The sequence below is a fragment of the Massilia sp. DJPM01 genome, assembly GCF_030348125.1.
GTDB classification, from domain to species: Bacteria; Pseudomonadota; Gammaproteobacteria; order Burkholderiales; family Burkholderiaceae_D; genus Telluria_A; species Telluria_A frigida.
The window spans coordinates 150,920-164,483 of record NZ_JAQOZV010000001.1 but is presented as its reverse complement, the minus strand read 5'-3'; the positions used below and the strand labels follow the sequence as shown (position 1 = coordinate 164,483).

Annotated in this window: 14 protein-coding genes; 7 read left to right on the top strand and 7 right to left on the bottom strand. The window is 64.6% G+C overall.

What is annotated here, in order from left to right; all coding sequences use genetic code 11:
* Positions 1 to 302: 302 nt before the first annotated feature.
* The gene (locus PO883_RS00690; protein WP_167090292.1) at positions 303 to 839 is read left to right on the top strand and encodes a gluconokinase; all 537 of its coding nucleotides are present in this window, start codon (positions 303 to 305) and stop codon (positions 837 to 839) included.
* On the opposite strand, the gene PO883_RS00685 is transcribed toward PO883_RS00690, so the two are convergent.
* Positions 803 to 1,270 (bottom strand): hypothetical protein, encoded by a 468-nt coding sequence (locus PO883_RS00685; protein WP_167090222.1) that lies wholly within the window; start codon positions 1,268 to 1,270, stop codon positions 803 to 805. The two genes, PO883_RS00690 and PO883_RS00685, sit on opposite strands and share 37 nt — an antisense overlap.
* Before the next feature lie 201 nt (positions 1,271 to 1,471).
* Between PO883_RS00685 and PO883_RS00680 the strand changes: the two genes are divergently transcribed.
* Complete coding sequence (locus PO883_RS00680) at positions 1,472 to 1,765, top strand: hypothetical protein (protein ID WP_167090220.1); 294 nt, start codon at positions 1,472 to 1,474, stop codon at positions 1,763 to 1,765.
* A gap of 19 nt (positions 1,766 to 1,784) precedes the next feature.
* On the opposite strand, the gene PO883_RS00675 is transcribed toward PO883_RS00680, so the two are convergent.
* The 4 genes from PO883_RS00675 to PO883_RS00660 form a co-directional block, all read right to left on the bottom strand.
* The gene (locus tag PO883_RS00675) at positions 1,785 to 2,666 is read right to left on the bottom strand and encodes a hypothetical protein (protein ID WP_289308064.1); all 882 of its coding nucleotides are present in this window, start codon (positions 2,664 to 2,666) and stop codon (positions 1,785 to 1,787) included.
* Between the two features lie 63 nt (positions 2,667 to 2,729).
* On the bottom strand, positions 2,730 to 3,212 hold the full coding sequence (locus tag PO883_RS00670; RefSeq protein ID WP_289308063.1) for a hypothetical protein: 483 nt from the start codon (positions 3,210 to 3,212) through the stop codon (positions 2,730 to 2,732).
* A gap of 278 nt (positions 3,213 to 3,490) precedes the next feature.
* The gene (locus PO883_RS00665; RefSeq protein WP_289308062.1) at positions 3,491 to 3,904 is read right to left on the bottom strand and encodes a hypothetical protein; all 414 of its coding nucleotides are present in this window, start codon (positions 3,902 to 3,904) and stop codon (positions 3,491 to 3,493) included.
* Positions 3,905 to 4,056: 152 nt separating this feature from the next.
* Complete coding sequence (locus tag PO883_RS00660) at positions 4,057 to 4,950, bottom strand: LysR family transcriptional regulator (protein ID WP_167090213.1); 894 nt, start codon at positions 4,948 to 4,950, stop codon at positions 4,057 to 4,059.
* 99 nt (positions 4,951 to 5,049) lie between these two features.
* Between PO883_RS00660 and PO883_RS00655 the strand changes: the two genes are divergently transcribed.
* Positions 5,050 to 6,039 carry an MBL fold metallo-hydrolase gene (locus PO883_RS00655; protein ID WP_289308061.1) on the top strand — a complete coding sequence of 330 codons (990 nt, stop codon included), beginning with the start codon at positions 5,050 to 5,052 and terminating at the stop codon, positions 6,037 to 6,039.
* A 167-nt stretch (positions 6,040 to 6,206) separates the two neighbouring features.
* Here the strand turns inward: PO883_RS00655 and PO883_RS00650 are convergent, their stop codons facing one another.
* A complete protein-coding gene (locus PO883_RS00650; protein WP_289308060.1) occupies positions 6,207 to 7,421 on the bottom strand; it encodes an MFS transporter in 1,215 nt (404 codons plus the stop codon).
* A 126-nt stretch (positions 7,422 to 7,547) separates the two neighbouring features.
* Between PO883_RS00650 and PO883_RS00645 the strand changes: the two genes are divergently transcribed.
* Positions 7,548 to 8,474 carry a LysR family transcriptional regulator gene (locus tag PO883_RS00645; protein ID WP_289308059.1) on the top strand — a complete coding sequence of 309 codons (927 nt, stop codon included), beginning with the start codon at positions 7,548 to 7,550 and terminating at the stop codon, positions 8,472 to 8,474.
* Here the strand turns inward: PO883_RS00645 and PO883_RS00640 are convergent.
* Positions 8,471 to 9,559: a S9 family peptidase gene (locus PO883_RS00640; protein ID WP_289308058.1), complete on the bottom strand. Its 1,089-nt coding sequence runs from the start codon at positions 9,557 to 9,559 to the stop codon at positions 8,471 to 8,473. The genes PO883_RS00645 and PO883_RS00640 overlap by 4 nt on opposite strands.
* Positions 9,560 to 9,702: 143 nt before the next feature.
* Here PO883_RS00640 and PO883_RS00635 point away from each other — a divergent pair, with 143 nt between their 5' ends.
* The 3 genes from PO883_RS00635 (at position 9,703) to PO883_RS00625 (ending at position 13,533) form a co-directional block, all read left to right on the top strand.
* Entirely contained in the window at positions 9,703 to 10,929 is a 1,227-nt protein-coding gene (locus tag PO883_RS00635) for a hypothetical protein (RefSeq protein WP_289308057.1), read from the top strand.
* 361 nt (positions 10,930 to 11,290) lie between these two features.
* Positions 11,291 to 12,484 (top strand): DNA-binding transcriptional regulator, encoded by a 1,194-nt coding sequence (locus PO883_RS00630; RefSeq protein WP_289308056.1) that lies wholly within the window; start codon positions 11,291 to 11,293, stop codon positions 12,482 to 12,484.
* A complete protein-coding gene (locus PO883_RS00625) occupies positions 12,484 to 13,533 on the top strand; it encodes an aldose epimerase family protein (protein ID WP_289308055.1) in 1,050 nt (349 codons plus the stop codon). The genes PO883_RS00630 and PO883_RS00625 overlap by 1 nt, the downstream gene beginning before the upstream one ends.
* Positions 13,534 to 13,564 lie beyond the last annotated feature (31 nt).

The following is a 13,564-nucleotide window of genomic DNA, read 5'->3' as shown; positions in this document are numbered from 1 at the left end:
AGTAACTGTCCACACTGCCAAAAAACCACGCAATGGGTAGTTTTCCCTTTAAAAGCAATGACTTGGCGCGCTCGCGCCATGCTTGTTAACACACTTATCCACAGAATTTGTTTACAACTCGGGAGATGGCGACAGCGTTTGGCCTGGACAAGGAGGGCGGCGATTGCGTACGGGAGCAAAAGCGCTTTACAAATCCCCCCGTTTCGCTAGACTTTGAGGGCGATGTTAGCGCTAACTTTTACCTGGGCAGCAAAATGATCAATGCGGACGGCAAGCACGGAAACGGGATGCGCTGGGTGGTGATGGGGGTGAGCGGTTGCGGCAAGAGCACGCTCGGGCAAGCCCTGGCGCATGCGCTCGGTGTGCCGTTTGTGGAGGGCGACCAGTTTCATCCGGCCGCGAATGTTGCCAAGATGTCCGCCGGCATCGCGCTCGACGATCACGACCGGGCCGGCTGGCTGGGAACGCTGCAAGAGCAGATTGGCGAGGCCCGCGCACGCGGTGCCGGCCTGGTCGTGTCGTGCTCGGCGCTCAAGCGGCGCTACCGCGACCTGTTGCGCCAGGGCGATCCGGCGCTGCGCTTCGTCCACCTGGACGGTGCGCGCGAACTGATCGCCGGGCGCATGCGCGCGCGCGCCGGTCACTACATGCCGCCATCGCTGCTCGAGAGCCAGTTGCGCGACCTCGAACCACTGCAGGCCGACGAAGCCGGCGTGGTCCTCGACATCGGCATCGCGCCCGCGCAGCAGCTCGCGCGCATTCTCGGGCGGGGGTGGCGTGGCGTGCGCCTGAGGGCGCGACATCAGTCGTCGCTGGCGCCGCGCACGCAGGTGATGTAGACCGTTTCATTGTCTTCGCTGCCCACTTCGATCATGCCGCCACCCTTGACGACGCGTTTATAGGACGGCGCCTTGACCCTGGCCGCCTTGGCGACTTCTTTCAGCGACACGTTGCTGAACTTGGCAACGTAGCCGCCGCCCCCGTTACCATCGTCTTCGGTCACACCGATCACCACGGTCCTGAGTCCGAAAATGCTCACGGGCGCCGGCAGGATAATGTTCTCGAAGCTGTTCGGATCCTTGACGAACGCCTTTACCGCATCCGAATAGACCAGCTTTCTTTTGCATTCGATAGCGGCGACCAGATTTGGCGCGGCGCTCTCAAGGTCGGCGAGTTCCTGCGGCGTCGCCTCGGGCTGTTGTGCTTGTGCACTCGCAAAAACCGTGGTCAGTGCGATGGCGAGCAGGCGGCGGATCAGGGCGTGGTTCATACAGAATGGACTTTCAAGGTTGTTGAATTGATCTTGATTGATTAAATTGCAATTCTACGTGCTTTTCCGTCACATGTGGTGATTGTCTTTACGTCACAGGGCCGGCGGGCAAGGCGGGGACTTGCCGGCGGCTTGCAGGGTCATGTATGATTTTTTCAATTTAACGGGGACACGATGAACATACTGAAGCTGCTACCAATCATGTTGGCCCTTGTGGCCTGCGGCAAGAGCGCCGTAGCGGAAAACCCGCTCGAGGCCGCCGCCCGCCGCACCTGCATGGACACCATCGAGGCGCGCGCCACCAACAGCAAATCGATTTCCTACGTCAGCGACGCACCGAGCCCGGTCACGCACGGCGCCAATGGGCAACTGGAGGTGACGCTCAAATTCTCCGCCAAGAACGAAATGAATATTGCCTCGACCTTGCAGGCCCGCTGCCTGGTGAGCGCCGACGGCAAGACGCTGGCCGAGATCTCGGTCAAGGACAGCCGCTAGCGCTGCGGCAGCACGCGCGCTACCGCGCCGGGCACGCCTGTTTTCCCAGCTGTTCCCCGAGCGCGAGCGCGCCGGAGAAATCGTCGGCCGACAACCCCTCGCCAAAGCGGTCGCGCAATTGTTCCTGGGTCACCGGCCGCTGGCGCGGTATGGCGGCGGCAATGCTGTAGGCCATCGAGGTGCGCAAGTCGCGCGCCGTGATCTGGCCGGCGTCGTACACGGTCGACAGCAAGGCCAGCGCAACATGGTCGCACTGGTCGCCGGCCTGTTTCAGGTAAGCCAGCGCATCGTCTTTCCATTGATTGACGATGGGGTCGTCGGGGTTTTGCGTCAGGTCCACGCTGCGTCCGTACGGGCCTTCCATGTACACATCGATCTGCGCCGCCTTGTTGCCCGAGCGTGCCGCCAGGTTCAGAAAGCCCAGCCGTTCCTGTACCTGGGCCGGCGACATGCCGGCGCACAATGCGGTGAGCTCCTTGCGCTCGCGCTGGAAGGCGGCCAGGTCGGCCGGATCGTTGTAGTCGGCCACCGGATCGTCGTTGGCTGCGCATACCGATACGGCCTGGTACACATCGTAGGCGGCCCTGGCGTCGCCGCTACGCGCGGCCGCGATGCGCGTGCCGATGTACTGGGCGATGCTCAAGCCGCCAAGGTCGACGATGCGGCCGTTGCGGCCGTAGACGGTGGCCTTTTTATCGGCCAGCATGCCCGGTCCCGGACGCGCAGCGCCCGCCTCGGGCAGCGCCGCAAACCAGCGCGGCTGGGCCGGCGTGGCCGCTGCGGGGCGGGCGGCCGCCACCGGCGTTGCGGCGTTGTCAGCCGGCATGCCGGTGGCCAGCCAGACGCCGAGGCTGGCGGCGCCGAGGCCGAGACAGATCAACAGGGGCAGGCGTGCATTCATCAGCTCACTCGACGATGCCGGCGCCATGCGGAACGGTCCGCACGGCGCCAGCGGGTTGGTGCTTCAATCCCAGAGGTAGCAATAGTTCTGGCTGCGCATTTTGCTGGCGCTGACCGAACCGGAAGCCGCAATCACTTTCACCCAGCCGTTCGGCGCCGAGCTGCTGGGCACGTCGCCGCAATTGCTGTGCACCCAGTGGATGCCGGTGCCGCTGGTGTATTTTTTGCCGCACAGGCCGAGCCGGTCGTTGACCTTGATGGCGGCGAGCGAGGTCGGCATGGTGGATGCGTTTTTCACGTAGTCGATGGCGTACACATTATCCATGGCCACATCGTAGGTCTTGCCATCCTGGTCGGCACGCAGGTTCAGGCGGGTGTGCGACAGTTTCACGCCGTCGATGGTGCTCGATGCGGCCGCGAACTTGGGCGCGCTGATCACGGTGCCGGTGATATAGGCCCCCTTGTTCGCCGTGCAGCTGGACTGCTCGGAAGCGAATGCGCACAGCGACTGGGACAACAAAAGCAGAGCAAAGAGTGATTTGGTCAATTTACTTCTCCTGTTTCATACCTCAAGGGAAGGTGCCGGGTGGGCCGGCACCCATTTGTGCACTGGTCGATCAGAGAGCGGTGATGGCAGGAAATTGACTTCTGATTTCAAGCTCATGGCAACAAATAGTATGCATGACAATAGTTTCAATCTTGTGACAAATGTTGATGGTGTGGCCAAATTTGCAACATCCGGCCGCAGCGCCGCCTGGCGTGTTATCGTCATTGCTTGCGCTTTCCTTGAGCACGCCGGCCGATTGGCGTCGGCCGGGAGGCGGCTTAATCTGACGTGGCGATGCAGGCGTTAGCCGTGTCCGGGTCCAGTTTCAGTCCTGCCAGCAGCGCCTTGCGCGCGCACAGGCCGACTGCGGGAATGGCATTTTCGGGCAGGATGCGCGGCCTGTGCTGCGGCGCGATCTGCGCATAGCAGGTCACGAGCGAGGCATCGACCGCCGCCAGGAACTGCGCGCGCGGTATGCCGTAACACGCCACCTTCTTGTCGCTCAGCGCCTGGCCCTTGGTCGCGCTGCGGGCCCGCATGAAGGCGAACATGGCGTCGGTATCGACCTTGCCTTGGGCATCGCGCTCCAGATTGGCCTGCTCGTTGGCGGCGGGCGGCGCGGCGGCACGCGCGCAGGCGCTTCCGGCCAAGGCCGCCGCGACAAGCAGGGAACAGCTGAGGAGAGTGCGCATGGCATGCTTTCGTTAAAGAAGATGGATTGGACGCGCGGGCGCGCATCGACGCGCTTGCCGTTCATGCATTCTACCCGCACGGCTTGGCAAATAATCAAGATGGCCGGGCACAGGCCGCGCCGCAAGCACCGCCCGGCTTGCGCCAGGCCGCCTCAGGGCAGCTCCGCGCGCAGCCGTTCGATGGCGAAGTCGGCGAACTGGCGCACGCGCGGCGACAGGTGCAGCGCGTGCGGGTACACCACTTGCAGCGGCTCGCCCGGCGCGCTGTAGTCCTTGAGCACGCGCACCAGCGAGCCGTTGTCCAGGTCGGCGCTTACATCCCACAGCGCTTTGTAGAAAATACCGCCGCCTTCGCGCGCGATGGCCTGGGCGGCATCGCCATCGTTGCAGAAGAAAGTGGGCGTGATGGCCGCCGTCACCGGCTTGCCATCGCGCTCGACTACCCAATGCCGGGTCGAATCGGCGCGGTACACGATGCAGGCGTGCCGCACCAGCTCGTCCGGCACGAGCGGCTCGCCGTGCCGTTCGATGTAGCCGGGCGAGGCGCACATGATGCGGTTGCCGGTGGCGATGGGCCGCGCGATCATGCTCGAATCGTTCAGGTTGCCGAAGCGCAGGGCCACGTCGATGGAGGACTCGACCAGGTCGACGAAGGCGTCGTCCAGGCTCAGTTCGATGCACAGGGCCGGATGCTGGCGCTGGAAGGCGGCCACGATGCCGCTCAGGTAACGGCGCCCGAAGCCGCGCGGCGCGCCCACCCGCAGCAGGCCGGCGATGCTGGTGCGGCTGTCGGTCATGTCGGCCTCGGCATCCTGCACCTCGGCCAGGATGCGGATGCAGCGCTGGTGGAAGCGCGCGCCTTCCTGTGTGAGCGCTTGCTTGCGCGTGGTGCGGTTAAGCAGGCGCACGCCGAGCCGGTCTTCCAGCGCCGCCATGCGCTTGCTGACCACCGCCAGCGACAAGTCGAGTTCGCCGGCGGCGTCGGTCATGCTGCCGGTCTGCACCACCCGCGCGAAAATGCTGAGGTCGAGGATGTTGTCGATCATCCGATTATCAACGCTGCGAAGAGAGACATTGTATTTTTAGCCCATGTATCAATGAAAGTGAAATAAATATGATCGCTTCGATACTTTCAAGGATGCACCATGAACAGAAACACCATGACCGCCTATATCGCCGCCGCTTTCCTTGCGTTCGGCACGCTGGCGCCGCACGCCATGGCCCAGAGCGCACCAGTGAGCAAGATGACGAAGGCCCAGGCCGGCTATTACCATGTCAAGGTGGGCACCGTGAACGTGACGGCCTTGTCCGACGGCACCCTGGCGATTCCGCCCGGCGACCTGCTGACCAACGTGGCGCCCGGGCAAGTTGCATCAAGCCTGGCGGCAAGCTTCCAGTCGACGCATGTCCATGCTTCCGTGAACGCCTACCTGATCGAAAGCGGCAAGCGGCTGGTGCTGGTCGACACCGGCAGCGGCGAGCTGTACGGCCCGACGCTGAACAAACTGGTGGACTCCCTGAAGGCGGTCGGCTACCAGCCCGGGCAGATCACCGATATCCTGATCACGCATATCCATACCGACCACACGGGTGGGCTGATGGATGGCAAGCGCATGGTGTTTCCCAACGCTACGCTGCACCTCGATGCGCGCGAGCTGGATTATTGGATGAGCGCCGTCAACCGCGCCAAGGCGCCCGACAGCAAGCGCAAGAACTTCGACGAGGCGCTGATGAAGGTGAAACCGTATGTCGATGCGGGCAAGGTCAAGCCTTTCGACGGCGCCACCCAGCTCGCTCCCGGCCTGCGCTCGGTGCCTAGCTACGGCCATACCCCGGGACACAGTTTTTACGCACTGGAAAGCGGCGGCGAGAAGCTGGTGTTCTGGGGCGATTTGCTGCACGTGGCCGAAGTGCAGTTGCCGGACCCGGCGGTCACCATCGTGTTCGATGTCGATCCGGTGGCGGCAGCGGCCGAGCGCAAGCGCGCGTTTGCCGAAGCGGCCAGGGAGAAATACTGGGTGGCGGGCGACCACATCGCCTTCCCGGGGGTGGGCCACCTGCGCGCCGATGGCAACGGCTATCGCTGGGTGCCGATGCCGTACATGAACGACCACGTCACGCCGGCGGCCAACTGATATGGGGGAGGGAAACTGGTGCCCGGTGTCGAGGCCACCGGACTAGCCTGTCGCCGCAGGAACAAAGGCGGCGTACTCTTGAAGCGTAGGCGCCTGGCGCGCACGCGACGCGATCTGCGTCTATCGCGCTCGCTCGCCAGCGCGCAAGGTTTGTGGTAGGCCATGGTTCATTTGCTCGTTTCGGCGAGCGCGAGCGGCCGCAGTTCCGACAGCCACAGGCCCAGGCCCAGCGCTGGAAAAGCCATCCCCGCCAGCAACACGGCGTGCCAGCCATGGGCGGCGAACACCCACCCGCCGAGCGCCGATCCGAGCGCGCCGCCGGCAAAAAACAGCGCGATATACACCGAGTTCAGGCGGCTGCGCACCTCCGGCGCCATGCTGAAAATCGCGCGCTGGCCGAGCACCAGGCTCGCTGCCACCCCCATGTCCAGGATGATCGAAGCGAGCACCAGCACTGCCAGCGCCAGGTCGCGCGAAGCCGGAATGAGCAAGGGCAGGGCAAAGGCAATCACCCCGAGCGTCAATGCCACCCCGGTGGCCGGGAGCGTTTTGCCGGCATCGGCCAGGCGCCCGGCGATCGGCGAGGCGATCGCGCCGGCCATGCCGACCAGCGCAAAGATCGCGATGCCCGTCTGCGACAGTTGGAATTGCGGGCCAGCCAACATCATCGGCGTCACCGTCCAGAACAGGCTGAACGCGCCGAACAAGCCAGCCTGATACGCGGCGCGGCGGCGCAGCAGCGGCGTGGTCTTGAACAGGGTCCACATGGAGCCGATCAGGCGCGCGTAGGGCAGCGACGAGGTCGGCATGCGTTGCGGCAATTTCACGCGCAGCACGGCGGCCAGCACCAGGATCAGCACGGCGGCGCCGCCGAACACCACATGCCAGTTGCTGGCGTCGGCCACCAGGCTGGCGACCGGGCGCGCCAGCATGATGCCCAGCAGCAGCCCGCTGACCACATTGCCCACCACCTTCCCGCGCGTCGCTTCGCGCGACAGGTGGGCGGCGATCGGGACCAGGATTTGCGCGGCCACGGAACCCAGGCCAATGGCCAGCGCCGCCGCCAGGAACACCCAGCCGGTGGTACTGAAGGCCGCGCTGAGCAGGGCGATGGCGGTGAGCAGCAGCGCGCCGATCACCAGGCGGCGGTTTTCCAGCACGTCGCCCAGCGGCACGATGAACAGCAGGCCGACGGTGTAGCCGATCTGGGTGAGGGTGACGATCAGGCCGGCGGCCCCGGCGGACAGGCCGGTGGCGCGGCTGATCGGCCCCACCAGCGTTTGCGCGTAATACAGATTGGCCACGATCAGGCCGGCGGCGACGGCCAGCAGCAGCACCATGCCGGACGAGATATCGCCTGCGTGTTGGGTGTTCGGTTTCATATTGCATCCTCAAAAATCAACTTGCGTTGAACTGAAGACATTGTAGACAAAACCGTCCGGCTGATTATATGCGCATAATGCGCCTATACTTTTCACATTATATGAACAATCGACCGGAGAACACGCTTGGACAAGGTCAAAGCAATGCAAACCTTCGTGCGGATCGTGGAGGCGAACAGCTTTTCGCGGGCGGCCGAAAGCCTGCACCTGCCGCGCGCTTCGCTGACGGCAACGATGAAGAACCTGGAAGCCTTTCTCGGCCGCCAGTTGCTTCAGCGAACTACGCGCAAGCTCTCGCTGACGCCTGACGGCGCGCAATACTACGCCCACTGCATCGAGATCCTGGCCGCGATCGACGCCTCCGAGCAAGCGTTTTTCGGCGCCGGCTCGACCCGGCCCAAGGGCAAGCTGCGGATCGACCTGCCGTCGGCGGTGGCGCGGCACGTGATCCTGCCGCACATTGCCGCCTTTCATGAGACGTATCCCGACGTCGAACTGGGCATCAGCATCACCGACCGCCTGGTCGACATGATTCGGGATGGCATCGATTGTGCGGTGCGGGTGGGGCAATTGCAGGATTCCTCGATGATCGGGCGCCAGATTGGCGAGATGCGCTTTGTCACCTGCGCCGCGCCATCGTATCTGGCGCGCCATGGTGTGCCGCAGAGCATTGCGGATCTGCATGCGCATCGCAGCGTGGTACATTTTTCGGCGCGCACGGGGCGGCCCTTCGACTGGGATTTCGTGGTGGGCGAGGCGGTGACGCGCATCGCCATCAGCGGCCCGATTGCGGTCAACGATGCCGGCGCCAACCTCATCTGCGCGCTGCAGGGGCTGGGGCTGACCCAGGTCGCCACCTACCAGGTACGCAAGCACCTGGCCGATGGCTCGCTGGTGCAGGTGCTGGCGGACACGCCGCCCACGCCCATGCCGGTGTCGCTGCTGTACCCGCAGGGGCGGATGGCGGCGCCCAAGCTGGCCGCGTTCGCCGGCTGGCTGACGGCGCTGTTCGACGCCGACCCGGATCTGGCGTCAGGCGCCCGTGATGGCTAGGGTTGCGCGTGCAGGCTGGCCCACGACCCGATCAGCTCCAGCGCACTTGGGGCGATGGTTTCCTCGATGCTGGCCACTTCCGACAACGCGCCGCTGCCGGCGCTCTGGAAGAAATGGTTCAAGCCCGCCAGGCGCTTGACGCTGGCATTCGGGTTGCCGGCCAGCGCACGGGTGAGCGCAGGGATATTTTCGTCGGCCATGACCACCTGGTCTTTTTCGCCGACCAGGGCCAGGATGGCGCACCGCAGCCGCTGCAGCACCGGCACCGGGTCCGATGCCAGGAAGCTGCGCATCCACGGCGAGAGCAGGGGTGCTAGCTCGTCCGGCGACCAGGCGCGGCCGTAATTCTTCCGCGCGTCCAGATACAACTGGCGGGCGCGGCTCTCGCGCTCGGCGGGCGTTGCGTCGGCGGTCACGGCAGCGAAGACGGCCTTTTGCAGGGCCAGTTCGCGCTCGGTCTCGGTGGCGCTCTTGCCGGCCATGCGCCGCTTGCGGGTGCGGTCGAGCAGCATCTGGTCGCCGCGAATGCCGTTTCCGGCCATCATCACGACGAACACAATGCGCGGGTCCTTGCCGGCCACCATCGGCGCGATGATGCCGCCTTCGCTGTGGCCAACCAGGCCGATGCGCTGCGGGTTGATGTCCTTGCGGCTGCGCAGGAAGGCCACGCCCGCTTCGATGTCGGAGGCGAAGTCGGCGGTGGTGGCGGTGTCGAAGCTGCCGTTCGATGCACCCACGCCGCGCTTGTCGCTGCGCAGCACGGCAAAGCCGCGCCGGGTCAGGTCGTCGGCCAGGACACGGTAGAACTGGTGGCCGAACAGGTCGCCGTCGCGGTTGACCTGGCCGGAGCCGGGAACGATGACGATGGCCGGAAACGGACCGGTGCCGGGAGGCACGGTCAGGGTGCCGGCCAGGTGGTCCGGGCCGCCTGGGTTGGCGAAAGTGACTGTGGTCTGGGAGTAGGGCACGCTTGCCGACGGCGCTTGCGGGTGCTTGGGCTTGTCGCTGGCGTACAGCGGCACGGCGATGACGCCGGCGAGGAGGGCGATTGTGCCGAGAATACGGATGGGGGCGTGCTTGAGCATATGCGGCTTGGGTAATCGGGCAGTTTGTCGGGCACCGCCAGAGAGCGATGTATGAAGAATGCGAGGATCATCGGACCGGGCGCATGGTTTATTGATATATATCATGCAATAATGATTTTCCTAAAACCTTTCAGATGGCAGCCATGTTCCCGATCCTTCGTTCCTTCCGAATCCATCCCCTGTGCCTGGTTATTGCGGGCCTCTTGCTCAGCGCCTGCAATGGCTCTTCCGACAGCACACCTGCGCCCGTCCCGCCACCGCCGCCGCCGCCCGAACCACCAGTCAAGCTGCTGGGCGAAAGCATGGTCGGCAAGCAGTTCAAGCCGGGTGGTATTGCGGTCGATGCATCGGGCACGATTTACGTCGGCAACGGTTCGCCGGAACAACTGCCATCCTCGGTCATCACGGGGGCAGTCATTGAAGTCGTGAAGATGTCGCAAACCGGTACGGTTTCTCCCTTCATCAATCGAACCAGCACCTATATCGGCGAGGGCGCCGCAGTGGCTCCGGGAGAAGTCGTTCAGTTGGTTTTCAATTCCACCAGCCAGACCCTGTATGCGCTCGAGATGTCCGGTATGGACTCGTCCTATTCTCATGGCGTCATCCGTTCGATCAGCGCCGCTGGCGTGGTCGGCACGATCCTCCTGGCGGATACGCCGACCCATGCGAATTACAGCGCGCTGCCCACCACCATCGCGCAGCGTCCGGTCGCGCTGGCAATCGGCCCGGACGGCGTGCTTCATGCCTACGGGACCGGCGACTATGCCCCGTCCAGCACCCCTGGCGTGGGCTATTTCGGCGTGAGCTTCAATGGCTGGCAGACCGTCAATCCCGACGGCAGCGGGCGGGTCGTGTATTCGCAGGAATCGGGCTACAGGAACGGCGGGTACGACCCGCGTGGCCCATTTACTTATACCTATCCCGCCGATCTTGGCGCGACAGCGGGACGGCTGGGCCGTAACGATGGCGGCCTGGCCGTCGACAGTGCGGGCAACGGTTACATCGCCGACACGGCCCGCCATGCCATCATCAAGGTCACCCCGACCGGAAGCGCCAGCATGTTTGCCGGCGCCGTGACGCAGGCGGGCAGCGCCGACGGCACCGGTGCGGCTGCACGCTTCAATCAGCCGACCCAGCTGGTGGTGGACAAGGCCGCCAATGTGTTCGTGCTCGACCGCGGCAATGCGACCGTTCGCAAGATCACGCCCGCCGGCGTGGTCACCACGGTCCTGGGCGTGGCCGGGCAAGCGCAGACCAAAACCGGCGAGTTGCCCGGTGGGCTGGGAGCGCCAATGGGCCTGGCGATGGATGCGGAGGGCCGTTTGTATGTGACTGTGGATAAGGGTGTCGTGCGCGCCAAACTGCCATAGGCCGCCTGGCCAAGCGTCGGCATGGGGACTGAGGCTGCGCGCAGTTTGTTTGTAGTGCGCAGTTCCCCGCCCCGCAGGCGGCATGCACTTGCCTATCCCATCCCATCCCATCCCGCCAACCATGCGACGCGCTATGCGGCGCGCGGCCTTCACCGAGAATCACTACGCCGCTTGGTGATTTTCATAATTGAAACTCCGTTCCGTTGCTTGCAGAATGATCCGCAGCCCCGCTATACCGTCCATTTTATTGATACTAAAGCAATTAGTTTTAGTTATACAATAAATAAAGGAAGCGCTCCCGATAAAGAGGTGCGCCAGCGGGCCTAAGGAGACAATCCACCATGTTGATGCCAAAATCGCATTGCTGTTTAACGCAAACAAGATTTTCGACCGTGAAGTTATTGAAGGAATCGCCGCCTATCTGTCGAGCACGCGCAGCTCGTGGGACCTGTTCCTCGAAGAAGACTTCCGCTTGCGCCTGCCCGGCATCGAAGATTGGCAGGGCGATGGCGTGATCGCCGATTTCGACGACCCGGCGGTTGCCTCCGCGCTCGCGCGCAGCCGCATTCCCGTGGTCGCGGTGGGCGGCTCCTACGAAAACGTCAATGCCTATCCGGCCGGCGTGCCCTACGTGGCCACCGACAATGTCAAGCTGATCAAACTGGCTTACGAGCACCTGATCGAAGCCGGCTTGCGCCACTTCGCCCTGTTCAGCCTGCCCGAAGCCCAGGAAAACCGCTGGGCCCAGGAACGCGAAAACGCTTTTCGCGGCCTGATGCGGCGCGACCGCATGGAAGCCGAGGTCTTCCGTGGCCAGGGCACCAGCGCGCCCTCGTGGGATGAAGCGGTGCAGCAGCAGATCAACTGGCTGCACAGCCTGCCCAAACCGTGCGGCATCATTGCCGTGACCGATGCCAGGGCGCGCCAGCTGATGCAGGCCTGCATGATCGCCGGCATCGAAGTGCCGGAGCAGGTGGCCCTGATCGGCATCGACAACGACCCGCTGGCGCGCATGCTGACCCGCATTCCGCTCAGTTCCGTGATCCAGGGCGCGCAGGAAATGGGGCGCGCCTCCGCCCATTTGCTCGACCAGATGCTGCACGGTGCGCGCCTGGCCGATACGCGCATCCTGGTGCCGCCGGCCGGCATCAACGTGCTGGCGTCGAGCAAGCACGAACCGGCCAAGCACCCGCACGTGATGCGCGCGCGCCACTTCATCCGCCAGTACGCCTGCCAGGGCATCAAGACCGGGCAGGTGGCCGATTACGTCGGCATTTCGCGCTCGTCGCTGGAATCGTATTTCCGCCAGGAGCTCGGCTGCAGCGTGCACGACGAGATCCTGCGCTTCCGCCTGGACACGGCGATCGCGATCCTTGGGCGCGGCGACTGCAACCTGGCCAATGTGGCGCTCAGTTGCGGCTTCACGTCGAGCCAGTACATGCATTCGGTGTTCAAGCGCGAGCTTGGCTGCACCCCGCGCGCCTATCAGGATCAAGCCCTGCAAGGCCAGGCCGAGCCGGCGCCGGCTCCCCAATATCAACCTGCAGATGCGTAATGACGACCAAGCAAATCCTTGCCACACCTGCGCTGCGCGGCGCCGACCAGCTGTTCACCCTGCGCAACGCCAACGACATGCGCCTGACGATCAGCGAGCGCGGGGCGGCGCTGGTGTCGTGGTGGGCGCCTGACCGCTACGGCAAGGTGGCCGACGTGCTGCTCGGCTATCGCGATGCGCACGGCTATGCGGACAACAGCGCCTATTTCGGCGCCGTGATCGGACGCTGGGCCAACCGCATCGCGCAGGGCCGCTTCATGCTCGACGGCGCGCCGGTGCAGGCGGCCGTGAATGATCGCGGCAACCACCTGCACGGCGGCGCCGATGGCTTTCACAAGGCGCGCTGGACGCTGAGCGCATCGGGCGCCGGCGTGTCGCTGCGCCTTAGCTCGCCCGACGGCGACCGCGGCTTTCCCGGCAAGCTCGACGTACAGGTGCATTACCGGCTTGATGACGAAGGCCGGCTCACCATCGACTTCGAGGCGGTGTCGGACGCGCCGACGCCGGTCAACCTGACTGCGCATCCGTATTTCAACCTCAATGGCGGTAGCGCCGACGTGGGCGACCACATGCTGCAGATCGATGCCGATTTTTACCTGGAGACCGACCCGGGCGGGATTCCGGTGGGGGTGGCGGCGGTGGGCGGCACGCCGTTCGACTTCCGCCAGCCGGCCGCCATCGGGCCGCGTTTGGGCTGGCCGGATGCGCAGATTCGCCTGGCGGGCGGCTTCGATCACTGTTACTGCATCCAGCCGCACGCGATGGGCAGGGCGGGGCCGCTGCGCGAGGTGGCGCGCGTGTATGACCCGGGATCGGGACGGCGCTTGCAGGTGTCGACCACCGAGCCGGGGTTGCAGTTCTACAGCGGCAACTGGCTCGACGGCGTGCAGGGCAGGGCCGGACGGCCGTACGCGCGGCACGACGGGTTTTGCCTGGAAGCGCATGCGTATCCGGATCAGTTGAACGGGCAGTGCGCGTCGGCGGTGATTCTCAGGCCGGGGCAGGTTTACCGGCAGACTACGGTGTACAGGTTGTCGTTGCAGTCTTAGCTGATGTCAGAGCTGCGGCAATAAGCTCTTG